Origin of the sequence: Flavobacterium polysaccharolyticum, from assembly GCF_038739875.1 — a bacterium.
GTDB lineage: Bacteria > Bacteroidota > Bacteroidia > Flavobacteriales > Flavobacteriaceae > Flavobacterium > Flavobacterium polysaccharolyticum.
Window position 1 is genome coordinate 37,716 of the sequence record NZ_JBCGDP010000001.1, and the last position, 20,971, is coordinate 58,686.

Genomic DNA, 20,971 nt, shown 5'->3' on the forward strand with positions numbered 1-20,971 from the left:
CAAGAAGTAAAATCGATATTTTATTATCCTAAAGCAGCTCTTTTGAAACCAGTTACGATAAGATCTTTGTCTAAAGATTTAGCATAAGCAGCAACGCTTAATTTGTTATCTTTAATATAATCTTGGTTTACTAAAGTGTTGTCTTTAAAGAAACGAGCTAATTTACCTTTAGCAATATTGTCTAACATAGCTTCTGGCTTGCCTTCTTGACGTAATAAGTCTTTTGCTATTTCAATTTCTTTAGCGATAGTTTCAGCATCAACACCTTCTTCGTTAAGAGCGATAGGTGCCATTGCAGCAGCTTGCATAGAAATGTTTTTAGCAACTTCGTCAGCGCCTTCAGTATTTTTAGATAAAGCAGTTAAAGTAGCAATTTTGTTACCAGCGTGGATGTAAGAACCGATAAAAGCACCTTCTAATCTTTCGAAAGCACCAATTTCGATTTTTTCTCCAATTACTCCTGTTTGCTCGATTAATTTTTCAGCAACAGTAATTCCGTTGTAATCAGCAGCTAATAATTCTTCTTTAGTATTGAAATTTAAAGCTAAAGCAGCTAAATCCTGAGCCAATTTCACGAAAGATTCGTTTTTGCCTACGAAGTCAGTCTCACAGTTTAATGAAACTACAACTCCAGCAGTTTTGTCAGTATTTACAACAGCGATAACAGCGCCTTCTGTAGATTCTCTATCAGAACGGTTAGCTGCTACTTTTTGTCCTTTTTTGCGTAAGTTTTCGATAGCTAAATCAAAATCTCCTTCTGCTTCAACCAAGGCTTTTTTGCAGTCCATCATACCTGCGCCTGTGATTGTTCTTAATTTATTTACGTCTGCAGCAGTAATTGTTGCCATAATATTTTGTATTTAAATGTTAAAAGTAAAAATTCCAATTCTCAAATCCCAAATTCCAACTTTATCAGAAAGTTAATTTTCTGATTTTGGATTTTGGAATTTAAGTTTTGGAATTTAAAATTTGATCTATTCTTCAGTTGCTGGAGCTTCAGTAGCTACTTCTTCGGTAGCAGGAGCAGCTTCAACTTCTTTCTCAGCACCTCTATCAGAAAGGCCTTCGATTACAGCAGTAGTAACTAAAGATAAAATTTTGTCAATTGATTTAGAAGCATCATCATTTGCAGGGATAACATAATCTACTTCACGTGGATCAGAGTTAGTATCAACCATTGCAAAAACTGGAATGTTTAATTTTTGAGCTTCTTTTATTGCGATGTGTTCCGCTTTGATGTCTACTACGAACAATGCTGCAGGTAATCTTGACATATCTGCGATTGAACCTAAGTTTTTCTCTAATTTAGCACGAAGACGATCTACTTGCAAACGCTCTTTTTTAGAAAGTGTGTTAAAAGTTCCGTCTTTTTTCATCTTGTCGATAGAAGACATTTTTTTAACAGCTTTACGGATAGTAACAAAGTTTGTTAACATTCCACCAGGCCATCTTTCAGTGATGTAAGGCATGTTTGCAGCTTTTGCTTTTTCAGCTACGATGTCTTTAGCTTGTTTTTTGGTAGCAACAAATAATATTTTTCTACCTGATGCAGCGATTTTTTTCAATGCTTCATTAGCCTCTTCAATTTTTGCTGCAGTTTTATATAGATTGATAATGTGGATTCCATTACGCTCCATATAAATATAAGGAGCCATGTTTGGATCCCATTTTCTAGTCATGTGTCCAAAATGAACACCTGCTTCTAGTAATTCTTTTACTTCTACTTTGTTTGACATTTTTTGTACTAGTTTACGTTCTGTTGATTATAGCAATGTACGAATGGCGATAAATCGGCTACTTACATTTAGATGCTAAACTAATTTCTCGACGCATCGAGACAACAACAACATTGTTTTTAAATTCAATAAATAAACGAAGTCTTGTACGTGCTGCACAAGACAGGTAATATTAACGTTTAGAGAATTGGAATCTCTTACGAGCTTTCTTCTGACCGAATTTCTTACGTTCAACCATTCTTGGGTCTCTTGTTAATAAACCTTCTGGTTTCAATACGCCTCTGTTTTCAGCATTTACTTCACACATTGCGCGAGCGATTGCCATTCTTACAGCTTCTGCTTGACCAGTTACACCACCTCCATAAACGTTTACTTTTACGTCAAAGTTTGATGCATTTTCTGTCATAGACATTGGTTGCATTACTTTGTACTGTAGAGTAGCAGTTGGGAAGTAAGTTGCGAATTCTTTTTTGTTTACAGTGATTACTCCTGTTCCTTCTGAAACATAAACACGTGCAACAGCGGTTTTTCTTCTACCGATTTTGTGAATAACTCCCATTACTTAAGATCGTTTAGGTTAACAGTTCTAGGTTTTTGAGCGCCTTGTTTGTGCTCTGATCCTACAACAACATTTAAATTTCTGAAAAGTTCTGCTCCTAATTTGTTCTTAGGTAACATTCCTTTTACTGCTTTTTCCACTAATAACGCTGGGTTTTTAGCTTGTAAAACTTTAGCAGTTAAAGTTCTTTGTCCTCCTGGGTAACCGGTATGACGCATGTAAATTTTGTCATCCATTTTGTTTCCTGTAAGGTTAATTTTTTCTGCGTTAATAACGATTACGTTATCTCCACAGTCCACGTGTGGTGTATAACTTGGCTTGTACTTTCCTCTCAAAATCATAGCGACTTTAGAAGCAAGACGTCCTAAGTTATGACCGTCAGCATCTACAACAATCCATTCTTTTGTAGAATTGGCTTTTGTTGCTGAAATTGTCTTGTAGCTTAATGCGTTCACAATAATAATTTTTAATTAAACATTCCATCCCCAATAAAGGGGTTGCAAAAGTACAATTAATTATTTTAAATACAAATAGCTTAAATGATTATTTTTCATGGGTTTCTATCTTGATTATCAATTGTATATTCTTTTTTGTCTAATTAGGTATATTGTTTTTTATTATCCTACCTGTTGAAATATAAACCCTTGAATTTCTTTTTTTTGTGAAAAATCTGGTGGATTGAATATATAAAAAACAAAAAATATCGTTATCTTCGCTCGTTTAATGAATATAATTTAAAATTGTATTTTTTTCTTTAAATTTCCAATTACATTTCTATCATATGAAAGCTAAAGCTACCCTAAAACAGATTGCCAAAGAACTGAATGTTTCAGTTTCTACCGTGTCAAAAGCGCTTAATGATAGCCCCGAGATAAGCGAACAAACCAAGATAAAAATTAAAGAATACGCAAAGTTGAAAAATTACAAACCAAATGTTATTGGTTTGAATCTTAAAAATAGAAAGACAAAAACAATTGGCGTTATTATTCCTAATATTTTGAATTCTTTTTTTGCTAAAGTCTTTAGTGGTATTGAGAAAGTTGCTGACGAAAATGGTTATAACGTTATTATGTGTATTTCTAATGAATCGTTGGAGAAAGAAGCACACACCTTAGGAATGCTAAGTAACGGAACTATTGATGGTTTTGTTTTGTCTATTTCTGAAGAAGCTCAAAAACAGCATGAATACAATCATTTTAAAGAAATTATAAGCGAGGGAACTCCAATAGTTCTGTTTGATAGAACCACAGACGAATTGGATTGTGATAAAGTTATTGTAGATGATTTTGATTCGGCTTTGGATTCTACTCAGTATTTAATTGATTCTGGGTGTAAAAATATCGCTCTTATTTCTACTATTGATAATTTGAGCATTGGTAAATTGCGTTTAGAAGGGTATTTACAAGCATTAAAAAACAACAATTTACCTATTAATGAGAATATCATCTTGAGAACCGATTCTAGTGAAGGACTTAATGAAAAAGTAGAAGCGATATATGCCAATAATACTATTGATGGTGTTTTTGCATTAGCCGAAGATGATTCTGTTGCTGCTTTGAAGTTTGGTTTGAAGAAAGGCTTGCGAATTCCTGAAGAGTTGTCGATTATTGGCTTTGCTGATGGGATTCTAGCTTCAAGACGTTTGTCTCCGAGTTTGACAACCGTAAGTCAGCATGGTGTTGAAATTGGTGAAGTAGCCGCTCAATTATTAATTGATCGTCTAGAATCTAAAGAAGAGCATTTGCCTTATCAAACCAAAGTAATTAAAACCAAATTGAAAGAAAGAGAATCTACTCGATTAAATTAATCTCTTAAAATCATAGAAAAAAGGCTCGTAACTATTTTGTTGCGAGCCTTTTTTTATTCTAATGAGCTTCCAGCCAATTTTTCCCTAATCCGATTTCAATATCTAGTGGGACTGCCATTTTGAAGGCATTCTCCATTTCGTGTTTGATCATAGGTTGTATCTTTTCGAGTTCAGAGTGGTGAACATCAAACACCAATTCGTCATGAACTTGCAATAACATTTTGGATTGCCAATTTTCATCAGTAAGTTTTTTATGAATATTGATCATAGCAATTTTGATGATATCGGCAGCGGATCCTTGGATTGGTGCATTGACAGCGTTTCGTTCTGCTCCTCCACGGACAATGGCGTTGGCGGAATTGATGTCTTTCAAATAACGTCTTCTGCCTGAAATGGTTTCTACATAGCCATTTTCTCTGGCAAAATCAACTTGTTCTTGTATGAATGATTTTAATCTTGGATAGGTTTTGTAATAGGCTTCGATCAAATCTGCACTTTCTTTTCTAGACAAATTGGTTTGATTGCTTAATCCAAAAGCCGATACACCATAGATAATTCCGAAGTTGACTGTTTTTGCATGACTACGCTGTTCTTTGGTTACTTCTTCTAAAGGAACATTAAATACTTTGGCAGCCGTACTTTTATGAATGTCTTCTTTATTTTGAAAAGCTTTGATCATATTTTCTTCCCCACACAAAGCGGCTATAATACGCAATTCTATCTGAGAATAATCCGCAGAAAGTAGCGTGTAATTTTTATCACGTGCGATAAATGCTTTTCTGATTTGTCGTCCTCTTTCGGTACGAATAGGAATGTTTTGTAGATTAGGATTATTAGAACTCAAACGACCAGTTGCGGCAACCGTTTGCATATAATCGGTATGTACTCTTCCAGTTTTTTTGTCTACCTGATTGGGTAAGGCATCAATGTAAGTACTTTGCAGTTTTACCATTTGACGCCATTCGAGTATATCACGAACAATTTGGTGTTCATTGGCTAAATAAGATAAAACTTCTTCACCAGTAGCATATTGTCCTGTTTTTGTTTTCTTTTGTTTCGTTCCGCCAATTTTGAGCTTGTCGAATAATATATCGCCTAATTGTTTAGGAGAAGCCAAATTGAATTTCTCACCTGCAGTTTCATAAATTTGTTGTTCAAAGGCATCGATTTCTTTTTGCATGTCAATCGACATTTTTTTCAGGAAATCGACATCCAAATTGATACCTTCTTTTTCCATATCGGCCAATACTTGTACCAAAGGAATTTCGATGTCATCAAACAACTTTTTGGTTCCCACTTTTTCTAAAATAGGCTGAAAATGGGCTGCCAATTGAAAAGTGATGTCAGCATCTTCGGTGGCATATTCTTTAATCGCTTCCAATTCTACTTGACGCATTGATAATTGGTTTTTTCCTTTTTTGCCAATTAAGGTTTCGATAGATTTTGGACTGTATTTTAGATAGGTTTCAGATAAAATATCCATATTGTGTCGCATATCAGGATTGATCAAATAATGTGCAATCATGGTATCAAACAGTTTTCCTTTAACTTGAATGTTATAATTGGATAAAATTTTCAAATCATATTTCATATTTTGACCAATCTTCTCAATGGTTTCATTTTCGAAAAAAGGGATGAATTTTTCTATCAATTCTTGAGCTTCTTCTTGGTTTTCAGGAAAAGGAACGTAAAATCCCTTGCCTTTTTCCCATGAAAAAGATAAGCCAACTAGTTCGGCATTCAAAGCATCGATTCCTGTAGTTTCCGTGTCAAAACATACGGAAATTTGTTGTAATAAATTTTGAAGCAATAATTTTACAGGAAAATCTCCTTGAATGATTTGGTAAAAATGTGGAGTATCTTCGAGTGTTTGGTAAAACTTATTTAATTCATTTTCATTGCTATTATCATCATCAGAGAATCCAAACAAATCCATTTGGTTTTCAGGAGTCTTTTTTGATGCCGTCTTTTTTGAAGAGATTGGATTCGTTTCGTTTCCATTTTCATTGCCATCTATTTCGTCATATTCTTTTCCTGTTCCAAAAAGTTTGTCGAATTGTGTTTTCATTTGACGAAATTCCAATTCTTGAAACAAAGCATCTGTTTTTTCTACATCAGGTTTGGATAATTCATAGTCTTGTGCGTCAAAAGTAACAGGACAATCGAGTAGGATAGTGGCTAGTTTTTTGGATAAAATACCTAATTCTTTATTGGCTTCAATTTTTTCTTTCATCGCCCCTTTAAGTTGATGCGTATTGGCCAACAAGTTTTCTAAGGTGCCATATTCGGCCAAGAATTTCTTAGCTGTTTTTTCTCCAACTCCTGGTAGTCCAGGAATGTTATCTGCAGAGTCACCCATCATTCCCAAAAAGTCAATTACTTGTTCGGGTCTTTCAATTTCAAATTTAGCTAAGACCTCTGGGATTCCCCAAATTTCAATGTCATTCCCCATTCGGGCAGGTTTGTACATGAAAATATTTTCTGAGACCAATTGTGCAAAATCCTTATCAGGTGTAACCATAAAAACTTGATAACCTTCTTTTTCAGCTTGTTTGGCTAAAGTTCCAATAAGGTCATCGGCTTCAAAACCTGCTTTTTCTATAATTGGAATATGCATTGCCTTTAACAATTCCTGAATGTAGGGAACTGCAATTTTTATTGCTTCGGGCGTTTCGTCACGATGGGCTTTATATTCTTGATACATTTCATAACGATAATCACTACCACCTTTGTCAAATGCTACTGCCAAGTGATCGGGTTTTTCTCTTCGGATAACATCCATCAAAGAGTTCATAAATCCCATAATGGCCGAGGTATCCATTCCTTTGGAGTTGATTCTAGGGTTTTTGATAAAAGCATAGTAGCCACGAAAAATTAGTGCGTAGGCATCTAAAAGGAAAAGTCGTTTTTGAGTAGACATGTATTTTGTATCTAAAATTTGAAAGGGTAAAAATAAACAAAGCAATTTGATTTTGTTCATTGCATATCTTCAAACTACTGCTTTTGCTCAAAATAATTACTTCTATAGCTTGGAAATTAAATAATGAAGAAGTTGTATGTTGGTTTTTTCTAAAACATAAGTTAAAAATTAGGTTAGGCTATTTATAGCGTCTACTTTCTTTGTTAATTTGTGCTAAATTTAAGTAATATGATTTTTCGCTTTTTAGTTTTTTTATTGGTTTTGGCGCTTATCGAAACCTATGCTTTTCAGGCTTTCAAAACAATAATAAAGAACAAGACTTTTTTATGGGCATATGCTGTACTTAGTATTGTTTTACTCCTATATATTGTTTACGGATTTACTCAATTTGATCGTTCAGTAGGACAAACACAATCTAGTCTTCGTATTATGGGATTGATGTTGTTGGTTTATGTGCCAAAGATTTTGATTACTCTTATCTTGTTAGGAGAAGACGTGTTTCGAATTTTAATAGGTGTGATTAATCATTTTGTGGATAATAATAACGAATCTGCCTTTTTGCCTTCTCGGAGAAAATTTGTTAGTCAAGTGGGATTAGGTTTAGCGGCAATCCCTTTTTTGTCTTTGATATATGGCATTTTTGAAGGGAAGTATAATTTTAAAGTGATCAAACAAGCTATTTTTTTTCCTGATTTACCCGATGCTTTTGATGGATTTACGATTACTCAAATATCCGATGTGCACAGTGGAAGTTTTGATAATCCTGAGAAAATCGGTTATGCTATTGATTTGATTAATGAGCAAAAAACCGATTTGATTTTATTTACGGGAGATATAGTAAACACACATGCCAAAGAGATGCATCCTTGGTTAGAAACTTTTAATAAAATAGATAAACATGTATTCGGAAAATATGCAGTACTTGGGAATCATGATTATGGCGAGTATGTTTCTTGGAAAACAAAAGAAGAAAAAGCAGAGAATTTTGAAGCCATAAAGCAATTGTATGGGCAAATAGGATTTACTCTTTTACTGAATGAGCATACTTTTATTGAAAAAGACGGACAAAAAATAGCGTTAGTTGGGGTAGAAAATTGGGGACAAAACTTCAAACAAGCTGGGGATTTGAACAAAGCGGCTGCGGGGTTATCCAAAGATGATTTTAAAATCTTAATGAGTCACGATCCAAGCCATTGGGAACATGTAGTGAAAAATGATGACAAACATTTTCATCTTACCCTTTCTGGACATACCCATGGCATGCAGTTCGGAATCGAAATTCCAGGCTATTTCAAATGGAGTTTAGCACAATACGTTTATAAGCAGTGGGCTGGATTATATGAAAATTTAGGCAGATATGTTTATGTTAATCGTGGTTTTGGATTTCATGCTTATCCAGGAAGAGTTGGTATTATGCCAGAAATAACTGTCATAAAACTAAAAAAAGGAGAAAATCAAGCATAATTAGTTAAAAATGCTATATTTGCATTGTAATATCTGTATAAAAAGTATTATAAATTAAATATTTTGGTTTTATGTCAAAATTTGGAGAACTTATAAATGCTCAAGTTCCTGTGTTAATTGATTTCTACACAGATTGGAACGAATCTTCAGTTTCGATGCATCCAGTTATAAAAGATGTGGCTGCTGCACTTGGCGACAAGGCGAAGGTTATTCGAATTGATGTTGATAAAAATCAAGAATTAGCCGAAGTTTTACGAATTAAAGGATTGCCTACTTTGATGATTTACAAAGGTGGCGTAATGATGTGGAGGCAATCTGGAGAATTAGATGCTAATACAATTATAGGTTTGGTACAAGAACAAATATAGTTTTTGATATCAATCTTCTTTAATCTTATTTCATAAAATTTATCAGGTTTGTATTTGGAATCATTACGTTAAGATTTCAAATGTAAATCCGTTTTGTTTTAAGTATAGTATCGCTTTTGGAAGTGAATATTTCAGATTTTTGGAAGCTTTTAAGCTGTCGTGAAAAACAATAATACTTCCTGATTGTACAGACGAAGTTACATTGTTTAGGCATTTTTCAGGTGTGATTTGTGTGTCGAAATCACCACTAAGTACATCCCACATAATAATTTTATACCCTAATTCCTTAATTTTTTTTGCTTGCCCTCTTTTAATTTTTCCATAGGGTGGGCGAAAGAGGTGTGGCTGCTTACCTGTGTTTGTGGTAATAATAGCATCACATTTTTTGGTGTTTTTTAAATAAATTTCAGTTGTATTTTTCCAGCCATTGTAGTGGTCGTTGGTGTGATTGCCTATAGCATGTTCTTCTGCAATTATTTGTCTAAAAAGTTCAGGTTCAGCTAGAATGTTTTTACCAATGCAGAAAAATGTAGCTTTGATGTTTTCTTTCTTTAATAGTTTGAGTACCCAATCTGTTACTTCGGGTGTGGGGCCATCATCAAAAGTTAAATAAATACAATTGTTTTTATTGGGGACATCCCAAATATAATTGGAAAAGCACTTTTTGATGAGTGAGTTAGTTTTAATCCAATAGAATGACATACTTTCTTTTTTTCAATTTAAAGATAAAAAAAATGTAGCACAAACTAGTTATGCTACATTTATTAGAAGTTGTTTTTTGTGTTATTCTTTCTCTCTTCCAAATCTTTCGAAGATAGTTACATAAGTATTGAATTGTACTTTATTTTTATTGTAAAAATCTAAATCTCCGCTTTCTTTCATCACTAATAATAAACTGCGATAACGTTCGATATCCGTAATGATATCAATAGCGATATCCGATTGATCAGAGTGGGGTAGGGTGCTGTAGTACTTAAGATTTTCTTTGTACTTCACAATTAATTTTGTTAATAAATCTTGAGCTTTTCCTTTTTCGTTGATGTCATAGTATCCTTTTGCAAAAGGTTCGACTAATGAGTAATAGCCAAATTTGTCTAACGGCATTTTGGTCATGGCTAGTTCGATGATGTTTTTTGCTTTGTCTTTTTTGCCTTCTAAAATTAATTGATTCATTAATCTGGACAGGTAAGAACGATAGGTGATGCTATTTTTCCTAGTTTCAGGATCATGATAGATAGTTAGGTTTTCGCTATTTCCCCAATCCCATTTCATTACATTACCATACATTTTATCACTATCAATTCCACCCATTTCTAATGGACTTGCGTCTTTTGGTATTCCAGTTTTAATAGGAACTAGTTTGTATGTCATTCCGTCTAATTGAAGGTAATTTTTCATCCAAAGAAAATCTTCGTCATCATATGCGCCTCCACTAAAATAAACAGGTCTTTTCCAATTGTTATTTGCAATTAAATCAAGCATCATCAATCGGTTTTTGTATAGAGCACGACCTTTTACATCGATATCTATATAAGGGACTATTGAGTCGTATTGCTTTGGAGAAACTACTTTGTTTTTGATTACAGCTTCTTTGTCAACTGCAAGTCTGATTTTATTGGTAGGGTAAAAATGTATAGATTGACCATTATCCATCTCAACAATTGATTTTGGATTTTTGATAAAAGTAATTAGGTCTTTGATGTCCCATCTGTTTTCGATTTTTGGGATATGAGCTACATAATCTAATTTGTCACCCACATAGTCTTCATGGTTGAAAGTTATAGGTAGTGGTTCTGATTCGTATGCTTTTCGTTTCATCTGATCGATATACCAATCGGTCATAAATAGACTAGTATTGACAATTCTAATATCGGTTCTTACTTTTTCAATTTCTTGAGCATACCATAAAGGGAAGGTGTCATTGTCTCCAATAGTAAACAAAATAGCGTCTTTGTCACACGAATTTAAGTAAGCTTTTGCCATTGCAACCGCGGTATATTTATTCGAACGATCATGATCATCCCAGTTTTGCGAAGCCATTAAAACAGGAGCTGCTAATAAACTTCCTGCGATAAGTATAGGTCCAGCAATTTTTGGTGCTAAATATTTTTGCAAACTTTCATAAAGGGCATAAACTCCAAACCCAATCCAAATGGCAAAAACATAGAATGATCCTACTAAGGCATAGTCTCTTTCTCTTGGTTCAAATGGACGTTCATTCAAATAAATTTTAAGAGCGAAACCTGTAAATAAAAACAAAGTTAAGAGTACGTAAAAACTTTTTAGGTCTTTATTAGCATGGTACATCAGACCTATTAAGCCAAGAATGAAGGGTAAAAAATAGTAAGTATTTCTTCCTTTATTATTTAGTACATCCGACGGAAGGTTATCTTGAGATCCAAGATGAATTGAGTCCATAAAAGGAATGCCGCTAATCCAGTTTCCATCAAGATTGTCATATTTACCTTGGATGTCGTTTTGTCTTCCAGCAAAATTCCACATTAAATATCTCCAATACATGTAGCCAAATTGGTACTCGAACATAAAAGTAAAATTGTCTACTGTGGTTGGTTTGTCTACAATCAAGTAGTCACCGTAGCTTTTTAGGAATTTAATATACCCACTATTGTCGATTTGTTTCTGAGAGTAGGCGCTTCTAAATTCTGCAACAATTTTTTCAATTTCGTTACGAACCTGTGCGGTAGCTTTATTTAAATCTTCTTCGCTTAACTGACTTGGGTCAATGCCATATTTTACTAAATCTTCTTCATAAGGATAGTTAGGATTTAGTCTAAAGGCCGGTGGATTAGTAAAGTTGATGTAGTTTTCAATGTGATCTGCACTTCTCATACGAGGCAAAATAGTTTTGTGACTATCATCACTATTTTGTTCTGCATTTTTGAAGTTGTTTACAATAACATATTTTCCGCTTTTATAATCTCTTTCGTAGTTGGGAGCTTTGTCTAAATAAGGATTATTTGGGTCAAGACCTGCAAAAGCTTCTGTATATTGTGATCCATAAAACAAAGGGCTTGCGCCATACTGTTCTCTATTGTAATATGCTAAAACTTCTCTTGCGTCCGAAGGTTTATTTTCGTTGATTACCACATTAGCATTGGCTCGAATAGGCAACATCATCCAAGTTGAAAAGCCTATTAAAATAAATAAAATGCAAAGTATTATCGTGTTGTAAAAAACCTGTCCTTTTTGTCTGGTGTATTTTAATCCAAAGTAGAAGAATAAACCAAATAAAAGGGCAACAAAAATAGTCCCAGAATCAAAGGGTAATCCAAGCGAGTTAACCATGAAAACTTCTGTTTTTCCGAAGAATGCCATGGTTAAAGGAAGAAGTAATTTAAAAATAAATAACAATATGGATATTACTACAATATTAGCAATAATGAAATTTTTAATAGTTACTTTTTCGTAATGTTTGAAATAGTATAAAAAGCCAATAGCTGGAATAGTAAGTAATGCCATAAAGTGAACACCAAAGGATAGTCCAATTACTAATGAGATAATGAGAAGCCATTTATTACCTTTTGGTTCGTCCATATCTTGTTCCCAGCGTAAGCCTAGCCAAAATAATAGTGAAATTAACAAAGAGGCCATCGCGTAAACCTCTGCTTCGACAGCATTATACCAAAAACTATCAGAGAAAGTATAGGCTAAAGTCCCTACAAAAGAACTTCCTAAGATTACTATGTTATTATTGGTGTTGATTTCTGAAACGCGAGCAATAATTTTTTTTAAAATCATTGAGCTCGACCAAAACATAAATAGAATTGTAAATGCACTTGAAAACACAGATAGCATATTTACCATTAGAGCGATATGTTGATTGTCTGTGGCAAACATGGCAAAGAACGCACCCATCATTTGAAAAAGTGGAGCTCCAGGAGGGTGACCAACTTCAAGTTTAGCAGCCGTTGCAATGTATTCTCCACAATCCCAAAAACTCATTGTGGGTTCTACAGTTAAGGAATAAGTGATTAAAGCAATTCCAAATGCAATCCAGCCCAATATTGTATTCCATTTATTAAAGTTAAAAGTGGTCTTATCCATGTATTTTTAGAGGTTTTGATTTCAATTACAAAGAAAATGTTTTTTTATGTAACGTAACAAGCATTAACATTATTTTCTGCAAAAGTATTAGGCTTGTGCAAGTTTCTGAAAACTAGAGTTTTTCGTTTTTTTAGACTTTGGATTGTAAATTATTTTTATTTTTTTTGAATAAAACTGCTTAAAAAATTTGTGCAACTTAAAATTTGTATTAAATTTGCACTCGCTTAATCGCACTGCTGGTCTATGGTGTAATGGTAACACAACTGTTTTTGGTGCAGTCTTTCTAGGTTCGAGTCCTAGTAGACCAACAAAAAAAACCTCTCAATCGAGAGGTTTTTTTTATGCCTCATTTTCATGAGGCATTTCTTTTTTAAAGTTTAAAAGTCAAAACTGGCTTATGAGTATGGTTTACGATATCTTCGGTAATACTTCCGTTGAAAAAATGTGACAAACCTGTTCTGCCATGTGTGTAAATTCCAATTAAATCGGCATTAATTTTATTGGTAAAGTTAAGGATTCCTTTTTCTATATTTGAGTCATTATAGATGGTAATGCTAAAATTAGTCAGTCCGAATTCGTAAGCAAAAGCTTCCATTGTTGCAGTGGCGGTATCTGTGGTTTTAAAGCTATTAGGAGTGCAGATGGTTACAAGATTGATTTTTGAATTCAATTTGTCAGCTAAATCTTTTAGTTTTGAAAAAGGTGCTTTGCTTTCTTTTGAGAAATCTGAAGCGAAAACAATTTCTTTTGGATCGAATTCACCTTCATCTTTTTTGATTACCAAAACAGGTACTTCAGAAAGGCGAACTACTTTTTCGGTGTTTGAGCCTATGAAAATTTCTTCTACACCAGAAGCGCCATGAGATCCCATTACAATAAGATCGACATTGTTTTTTTGTGTAAATTTAAGTACTCCGTCAAATGCCTTTTCAAATTGTATAAATTCGGTTACCTCAATGTCATCAAGATAGGGACGGTCAAAAATTTCTGCAAAAGTTTCTTTTGCTTTTTGAATAAAAAACATTACCTCTGGAATACTTTTTCCGTTTGAAATGGCATCGCTCATTTGGTTAGGAAGTTCTAACATGTGAAGTAGTAAAATTTCGGCATTGTGTTTTTTAGCTAATTGTGCAGCGGCTTTTAATGCGTTTTCTGCATAAATTGAAAAATCGGTTGGGACTAAAATCCGTTTCATGATTAGTTTGGGGTTTTAATTGTGAGAAATTCCTTTATTTAAAAATATTATAGTAAAGATAAGATTTTTTTTTACTGCAATCAAATAAAATGATTTGTAAAAAAACACTATATTTGCACCGTTATTTATTAAAAGTTAAGTAATGAGGGGACTAATGTCCCCTCTTTTTATAAAATAGTTATAAAAGTATGACATTTAAAGAAAAAGTAAATGGCTTAGTTGAAGAAGCTTTGTTAGAAAGACCGGCTGTTTTTTTGATTGATTTAACGATAACTGATGCTTTTAAAATAATCGTTTCGCTAGATGGTGATACTGGTGTGGCTCTCCAGGATTGTATAGATATTAGCCGTGTCATCGAGAGTAACTTAGATCGTGAGGAGCAAGATTTTTCTTTAGAAGTTGCCTCAGTTGGCGTTGGTTCTCCATTAAAAATGATTCGTCAGTATAAAAAAAATGTTGGGAGAACATTAATTGTTAAAACTGGAAGCGAAATTATTGAGGCAGAATTAGTTGAAGCTAACGATGTTTTTATAATTTTGTCATGGAAAGCAAGAGAGCCTAAAAAAATAGGTAAAGGAAAGGAAACCGTTCAAAAAGAACTTCAGTTGCCTTACGCAGATATTAAAGAAGCAATTGTTACAGTAACATTTTAATTAAAGAATTCGCATGGAAAATTTAGCATTAATCGATTCATTTTCAGAGTTTAAAGATGATAAACTTATTGATCGTGTAACGCTTATGGCAATTTTAGAAGATGTATTTAGAAATGCATTGAAAAAGAAATATGGTTCAGATGATAACTTCGATATTATTATAAATCCTGACAAAGGAGATATGGAGATTTGGAGAAGAAGAGTTATTGTTGCTGATGAGGATTTGGATTTCGAAAATGAAGAAATTACTTTAACAGAAGCTCGTAAGATTGAAGCGGATTTTGAAATTGGTGAAGAGGTTTCTGAGGAAGTAAAATTAATAGATTTGGGTAGAAGGGCTATTCTTGCTTTGCGTCAAAATTTAATTTCAAAGATACATGAACACGATAATACGAATCTTTACAAACAATTTAAAGATATTATTGGTGATATTTATACTGCCGAAGTACATCATGTTCGTCCAAGAGTTGTAATTTTGGTTGATGATGAAGGAAACGAAATTGTTTTGCCAAAAGAGAAACAAATCCCTTCTGACTTTTTTAGAAAAGGAGATAATGTTCGTGGAATTATTGAGAGTGTTGAGCTAAAAGGTAATAAACCACAAATTATTATGTCTAGAACTTCTGAGAAGTTTTTGGAGAAATTGTTTGAACAAGAAATTCCGGAGGTTTTTGACGGATTGATTATGGTTAAGAATGTGGTCAGAATTCCGGGTGAGAAAGCAAAAGTGGCAGTTGATTCTTATGATGATAGAATTGATCCTGTAGGAGCTTGTGTTGGGATGAAAGGATCTCGTATCCACGGAATTGTAAGAGAGTTAGGTAATGAAAATATTGATGTAATCAATTATACGAATAATATTCAATTGTATATTACAAGAGCATTGAGCCCTGCTAAAGTGTCTTCGATTAAAATTAATGAAGAAACGAAACGTGCAGAAGTGTTTTTGAAATTAGAAGAAGTTTCTAAAGCTATTGGACGTGGTGGGCACAATATCAAATTGGCAGGAATGCTTACGGGTTATGAGTTAGATGTAATTCGTGAAGGAGATATTGCTGGTGCTACAGCTGACGAAGACGATGTTGAATTGACGGAGTTTTCAGATGAAATAGAAGACTGGGTTATAGAAGAATTTGCGAAAATTGGTTTAGATACTGCTAAAAGTATTTTGAAACAAGAAGTAGAAGATTTAGTTAGAAGAACAGATCTAGAAGAAGAAACGATTCTAGATGTAATGAGAATTTTGAAAGAAGAATTCGATAGTTAAATCTATATTCTTCTAACAACACAACAAAAAAAGATAATAATAAAAAGGTTTTATGTCTGAAGAGAGAATAATTAGAATAAACAAGGTTTTAAGGGAATTGAATATTTCTTTAGAAAGAGCTGTGGATTATCTTAAGGATAAAGGGATTGCTATTGAGTCAAATCCAAACACAAAAATTTCTGAAGATGTATACAATGTCTTGTGCGGTCAGTTTGCTGGTGACAAAGGGAATAAAGAGGCGTCGAAAGAAGTAGGAGAGGAGAAAAGAAAGGAAAAAGAAGCGTTGCGTATTGAAAGAGAAAAAGAAATTGAGAGCAAACGCAAAGCAGACGAAGAACGGTTAAGACAACAAGAAATTATTAAAGCAAGAGCTGTTGTTACTGCTCCTGTTCAAGTAGGTAAAATTGATCTTAATCCTAAAAAAGCTGCTCCTGTTCTTAATCCAACTGTTGTTGTTGAAAAGTCTGAAGTTCCAACTGTAAAAGCAACTGAACCTGTTGTTGAAACTAAATCAATTTCTCCAGAAAAGCCTTCAACAGACCAGCCAGTTTCTAAGCCAATTGCTGGGATAAAAGAAAAAGAAGTTGTTAAAGAGGTGGTTCCGGTAGAAGAGAAACCTGTTTTGGCTCCTGTTGCTCAAGTTTCAGTCGAGCCGGTTGAAGAGACTATTACAACTCAATATCAAAAGTTGTCAGGTACTACACTTACGGGTCAAATTATTGATTTATCTCAATTCAATAAGCCTAAAAAGAAAAAAGAAGATCCGAAGATTACTCCAAACAAACCTGGCACTCCTGGGGCTGCTGGAGGAAACAATGCCAATAAGAATAAGCGTAAAAGAATAGCGCCTAAACCAGGTGCTCCTAAACCGCCGACTACACCAGGTGCTCCAAATCCAAATAAAATCACTCCTAATACAGGTGGCGGTTTTAATGCAAATAGAAGCGCTAGACCCGGATTTGTAAAAGGAAATCGTCCTGCAATTGTGGCCAAAGTTGAGCCTACAGAGGAAGAAGTAAAAAATCAAATTCGCGAGACTCTTGAAAAACTTCAAGGAAAAGGAGGGAAATCCAAAGCAGCTAAATACCGTAGAGAAAAAAGAGAAACGCATCGTCAGAAAACAGATGATGAGCAAAGAGCATTAGACGAAGGAAGCAAAACAATCAAGGTAACCGAGTTTGTTACTGTTGGTGAAATTGCGATTATGATGGATGTTCCAATTACTAAAGTTATTGGTACTTGTATGTCTCTTGGGATCATGGTGACCATGAATCAACGTTTGGATGCGGAGACTTTGACTATAGTTTGTGATGAATTTGGATATGAAGTAGAATTTATCACTGTTGATATTGAAGAAGCAATTCAAGTGGTTGAAGATAAAGAAGAGGATTTGGTTACACGTGCTCCTATTGTTACAGTAATGGGTCACGTCGATCACGGAAAAACATCTTTGCTGGATTATATTCGTAAAGAAAATGTAATTGCTGGCGAATCTGGAGGTATTACACAGCATATCGGGGCTTATGGGGTAACTTTAGATAACGGACAAAAAATTGCCTTTTTAGATACGCCAGGTCACGAAGCTTTTACCGCGATGCGTGCACGTGGAGCTCAAGTTACAGATATCGCAATTATTGTTATTGCAGCAGATGATGACATCATGCCACAAACGAAAGAGGCTATTTCTCACGCACAAGCTGCAGGTGTTCCAATTATATTTGCTATTAATAAAATAGATAAGCCAAATGCTAATCCTGATAAAGTAAAAGAAAGATTAGCTGGTATGAATCTTTTGGTGGAAGACTGGGGTGGAAAAATTCAATCTCATGACATTTCTGCTAAAGTAGGTACTGGTGTGAAAGAATTGCTGGAAAAAGTATTATTAGAAGCTGAAATTTTAGATTTAAAATCTAATCCAAATAAATCTGCTCAAGGAACGGTTGTTGAAGCCTTTTTGGATAAAGGAAAGGGGTATGTTTCGACTATCCTGGTACAACACGGTACGTTAAGAGTAGGGGATTATATGTTGGCAGGTAAGCATCATGGGAAAATTAAAGCGATGCATGATGAACGCGGGCACGTAGTAAAAGAAGCTGGTCCTTCTACTCCGGTTTCAGTTTTAGGATTAGATGGTGCTGCAACAGCAGGTGATAAGTTTAATGTTTTTGAAGACGAAAAAGAAGCAAAACAAATTGCAGCTAAACGTTCTCAATTAATGCGTGAACAATCGGTAAGAACACAACGTCATATTACTCTTGATGAGATAGGACGAAGAATTGCTTTAGGTCAATTTAAAGAGCTTAATATTATTCTTAAAGGAGATGTGGATGGTTCAGTTGAAGCATTATCAGATTCATTCTCTAAATTGTCTACTGATGAAATTCAGATTAATATTATACATAAAGGAGTTGGAGCTATTACAGAAACAGATGTGATGTTAGCTTCTGCATCAGATGCGATTATTATTGGATTTAACGTTCGCCCTGCTGGAAATGCTAGACAGTTAGCTGATAAGGAAGAAATTGATATCCGATACTATTCTATTATCTATGCTGCTATCGATGACCTGAAAGATGCAATGGAGGGAATGTTAGCTCCTGAAATGAAAGAGGAGGTTTTAGGAACTGCTGAAATTAGAGAGATTTTCAAAATATCGAAAGTAGGTTCTATTGCTGGAAGTATGGTTATGGATGGTAAGATTACCAAGAATGCAAAAATTAGAATTATTCGTGAAGGTGTTGTGATTTTTGAAGGAGAACTTTTAGCATTAAAGCGTTTTAAAGATGATGTAAAAGAAGTTTCTAAAGGATATGATTGTGGTATTCAAATCAAAGGATTTAACGATATTGAAGAGCGGGATATTATCGAGGCTTATCATGAAGTTGCAATCAAAAAGAAATTGAAATAATATATAGATACGTAAAAAAAAGCCTCAAATTTTTGAGGCTTTTTTTATGTTTTTTTAAGTAAATAGGTGGCGTTTTATTTTAATTACGTTTATTTTGAAGGCTTAATTAAGAGGATATTCTTATATTTTTTTTGAAATTCAATCAAATTTCTCTCTGCTTCCATTCTGGTTCTGTAATTACCTGCCCATACTTTGTAGTTTGGAGTTTGGAAAATTATCGTAACATCAACATTTTTATACTCCATTTTGAAGTCATTTAGCGTTTTTTTAGCCAGATCACTTGCTCCACTAAAAATCTGAATTTTGTATCGATCATTTATTGATAGAGAGGAGTTTATTTTTCTTTTTTCATTCAATAATTGTTCGACTTTTGGATCTTGATTTACTATTAAATTTTTATTTTGTGCATGTAATTTCGCTATCGATGTAGTTATTGTGAATGCGATGATTAGTGCAGTATTGATGGGTAAAGCTTTCATAACTAATTGGTTTTTATGCAAAAGTAATATTTAATCACAATATCAAGCTTTGAATTATTATTTAGAATGGATATAAATTGGATTTAAGGTTATTTTAAGGTTTTGTGAATAGTTCTTAAAGTGTATTTTTGTCGAATATTTTAAAGAAAGTGATTTTTGTCATAGTTTACGTTTCAAAAAATCACGACAATATTGTAGATAATTACTATAACTATATGAAAAAGATGGGTAACCATAGTTCGATTACAAGGAAATTATGTTTGAGTATAGCATTAATGCTGACTGTATCCTTGAGTTTGTTTGCGCAAGATCCTGCTCCTGTAGATGCTACAGCTACACCTGCAGCACCTGCTGCTGCATCAGGAGGTGATGCTGTAAAAGGGAAAGAGCTTTTTAATGCCAATTGTGCAGCTTGCCATAAATTAGATGCTAAAGCCACTGGTCCTGCGTTAAGAGGTGTTGCTTCTAAGTATGAAATGGCGTGGATTTACAAATGGGTTAAAAATAGCTCTGATTTGATTAAATCAGGTGATGCGGCGGCTGTAAAAGTTTTTGAAGAGAATAATAAAGCGGTAATGACTGCATTTCCTCAATTGTCTGAAGGAGATATTGATAATATTATAGCTTATACTTCTGAGCCAAAAGCTGAAGCCCCTGCTCCAGGTACTAATGTTGCAAATGAAGGTGGGCAACAAAATCAAGAAGGAGGAATTAGTAATAATGTTATACTTGGTGCTTTAGCATTAGTAATGGCAATGTTAGTGGTTCTTTTGTTTTTTGTTAATAATGTATTACGAAAAGTTGCTAAAGCAAATGGTATTGAAGTTGAGCCTAAAACGCCATCTTTACCAATTTGGAAAGCATTTGCTAAAAATCAATTTTTAGTATTGGTTTCTGCTATCTTTTTGTTGTTGTGCAGTGCTTATTTTGTATATGGGTATTTAATGCAAATTGGTGTTGATCAAGAATATGCTCCAATTCAGCCAATTCATTACTCACACAAAATTCATGCTGGTGATAATGAAATTAACTGTAAGTATTGCCACTCTGCGGCACGTGTTAGTAAAAACGCAGGTATTCCTTCTTTGAATGTTTGTATGAACTGTCACAAGAATATTTCTGAAGTGGCTGAAACTACAGCTACTCCTGAGTATAGCAAAGCCTTTTATGATGAGCAAATTCAAAAATTATATGCTGCGGTAGGTTGGGATAAAACAACACAGTCTTATACTGGTAAAACACAGCCTGTAAAATGGGTTAGAATTCATAATTTACCTGATTTTGTTTATTTTAATCATTCACAACACGTTACGGTGGCTGGTATTGAATGTCAAACGTGTCATGGTCCTGTTGAAACTTATGAAATTCAAAAACAATTTGCTCCTTTAACTATGGGATGGTGTATTGATTGTCATAGAAAAACTGATGTTAAGACTGAAGGTAACGAGTACTATACCAAAATTCACGAACAACTTTCTAAAAAGTATGGTGTTGAGAAGTTAACAGCTGCTCAAATGGGAGGTTTGGAGTGTGGTAAATGTCACTATTAA

General features: G+C 33.9%; 16 protein-coding genes and 1 tRNA gene. 8 read left to right on the forward strand and 9 right to left on the reverse strand.

All coding sequences use genetic code 11. The features are described 5' to 3' along the window. Positions 1-23: 23 nt before the first annotated feature. The 4 genes from tsf to rplM form a co-directional block, all read right to left on the reverse strand. Complete coding sequence (tsf, locus tag WFZ86_RS00205) at positions 24-848, reverse strand: translation elongation factor Ts (RefSeq protein ID WP_342690073.1); 825 nt, start codon at positions 846-848, stop codon at positions 24-26. Between the two features lie 126 nt (positions 849-974). Continuing rightward, positions 975-1,736: a 30S ribosomal protein S2 gene (gene rpsB / locus WFZ86_RS00210; protein WP_342690074.1), complete on the reverse strand. Its 762-nt coding sequence runs from the start codon at positions 1,734-1,736 to the stop codon at positions 975-977. Positions 1,737-1,908: 172 nt separating this feature from the next. Further along, positions 1,909-2,295, reverse strand: a complete 387-nt coding sequence (rpsI, locus tag WFZ86_RS00215) for a 30S ribosomal protein S9 (protein WP_024980376.1) — start codon at positions 2,293-2,295, stop codon at positions 1,909-1,911. Further along, positions 2,295-2,750: a 50S ribosomal protein L13 gene (rplM, locus tag WFZ86_RS00220; RefSeq protein ID WP_342690075.1), complete on the reverse strand. Its 456-nt coding sequence runs from the start codon at positions 2,748-2,750 to the stop codon at positions 2,295-2,297. The genes rpsI and rplM overlap by 1 nt, the downstream gene beginning before the upstream one ends. Positions 2,751-3,076: 326 nt before the next feature. On the opposite strand from rplM, the gene WFZ86_RS00225 reads away from it, so the two are divergent. Further along, positions 3,077-4,102: a LacI family DNA-binding transcriptional regulator gene (locus WFZ86_RS00225; RefSeq protein ID WP_342690076.1), complete on the forward strand. Its 1,026-nt coding sequence runs from the start codon at positions 3,077-3,079 to the stop codon at positions 4,100-4,102. A gap of 58 nt (positions 4,103-4,160) precedes the next feature. On the opposite strand, the gene polA is transcribed toward WFZ86_RS00225, so the two are convergent. Beyond that, the gene (gene polA, locus WFZ86_RS00230) at positions 4,161-7,022 is read right to left on the reverse strand and encodes a DNA polymerase I (RefSeq protein WP_342690077.1); all 2,862 of its coding nucleotides are present in this window, start codon (positions 7,020-7,022) and stop codon (positions 4,161-4,163) included. Positions 7,023-7,250: 228 nt separating this feature from the next. Between polA and WFZ86_RS00235 the strand changes: the two genes are divergently transcribed. Together WFZ86_RS00235 and WFZ86_RS00240 are read left to right on the forward strand one after the other, a co-directional pair. After that, entirely contained in the window at positions 7,251-8,486 is a 1,236-nt protein-coding gene (locus tag WFZ86_RS00235; protein WP_342690078.1) for a metallophosphoesterase, read from the forward strand. Positions 8,487-8,557: 71 nt separating this feature from the next. Further along, a complete protein-coding gene (locus WFZ86_RS00240) occupies positions 8,558-8,854 on the forward strand; it encodes a thioredoxin family protein (protein ID WP_342690079.1) in 297 nt (98 codons plus the stop codon). A 63-nt stretch (positions 8,855-8,917) separates the two neighbouring features. On the opposite strand, the gene WFZ86_RS00245 is transcribed toward WFZ86_RS00240, so the two are convergent. Together WFZ86_RS00245 and WFZ86_RS00250 are read right to left on the reverse strand one after the other, a co-directional pair. Continuing rightward, complete coding sequence (locus WFZ86_RS00245; RefSeq protein ID WP_342690080.1) at positions 8,918-9,556, reverse strand: polysaccharide deacetylase family protein; 639 nt, start codon at positions 9,554-9,556, stop codon at positions 8,918-8,920. An 81-nt stretch (positions 9,557-9,637) separates the two neighbouring features. Beyond that, the gene (locus WFZ86_RS00250; protein ID WP_342690081.1) at positions 9,638-12,919 is read right to left on the reverse strand and encodes a glycosyltransferase family 117 protein; all 3,282 of its coding nucleotides are present in this window, start codon (positions 12,917-12,919) and stop codon (positions 9,638-9,640) included. Positions 12,920-13,156: 237 nt separating this feature from the next. On the opposite strand from WFZ86_RS00250, the gene WFZ86_RS00255 reads away from it, so the two are divergent. Continuing rightward, a tRNA-Gln gene (locus tag WFZ86_RS00255) sits at positions 13,157-13,227 on the forward strand. A gap of 62 nt (positions 13,228-13,289) precedes the next feature. On the opposite strand, the gene WFZ86_RS00260 is transcribed toward WFZ86_RS00255, so the two are convergent. Beyond that, positions 13,290-14,114: a universal stress protein gene (locus WFZ86_RS00260; protein ID WP_342690082.1), complete on the reverse strand. Its 825-nt coding sequence runs from the start codon at positions 14,112-14,114 to the stop codon at positions 13,290-13,292. 188 nt (positions 14,115-14,302) lie between these two features. On the opposite strand from WFZ86_RS00260, the gene rimP reads away from it, so the two are divergent. The 3 genes from rimP to infB are packed head-to-tail and all read left to right on the forward strand — an operon-like array spanning position 14,303 to position 18,942. Beyond that, positions 14,303-14,767: a ribosome assembly cofactor RimP gene (gene rimP / locus WFZ86_RS00265; RefSeq protein ID WP_342690083.1), complete on the forward strand. Its 465-nt coding sequence runs from the start codon at positions 14,303-14,305 to the stop codon at positions 14,765-14,767. Positions 14,768-14,780: 13 nt separating this feature from the next. Further along, the gene (gene nusA / locus WFZ86_RS00270; RefSeq protein ID WP_159690096.1) at positions 14,781-16,034 is read left to right on the forward strand and encodes a transcription termination factor NusA; all 1,254 of its coding nucleotides are present in this window, start codon (positions 14,781-14,783) and stop codon (positions 16,032-16,034) included. A gap of 52 nt (positions 16,035-16,086) precedes the next feature. Beyond that, positions 16,087-18,942, forward strand: a complete 2,856-nt coding sequence (infB, locus tag WFZ86_RS00275; RefSeq protein WP_342690084.1) for a translation initiation factor IF-2 — start codon at positions 16,087-16,089, stop codon at positions 18,940-18,942. An 89-nt stretch (positions 18,943-19,031) separates the two neighbouring features. Here the strand turns inward: infB and WFZ86_RS00280 are convergent, their stop codons facing one another. Continuing rightward, the gene (locus WFZ86_RS00280) at positions 19,032-19,421 is read right to left on the reverse strand and encodes an SPOR domain-containing protein (RefSeq protein WP_342690085.1); all 390 of its coding nucleotides are present in this window, start codon (positions 19,419-19,421) and stop codon (positions 19,032-19,034) included. 215 nt (positions 19,422-19,636) lie between these two features. Between WFZ86_RS00280 and WFZ86_RS00285 the strand changes: the two genes are divergently transcribed. Next, positions 19,637-20,971 (forward strand): c-type cytochrome, encoded by a 1,335-nt coding sequence (locus WFZ86_RS00285; RefSeq protein WP_342690341.1) that lies wholly within the window; start codon positions 19,637-19,639, stop codon positions 20,969-20,971.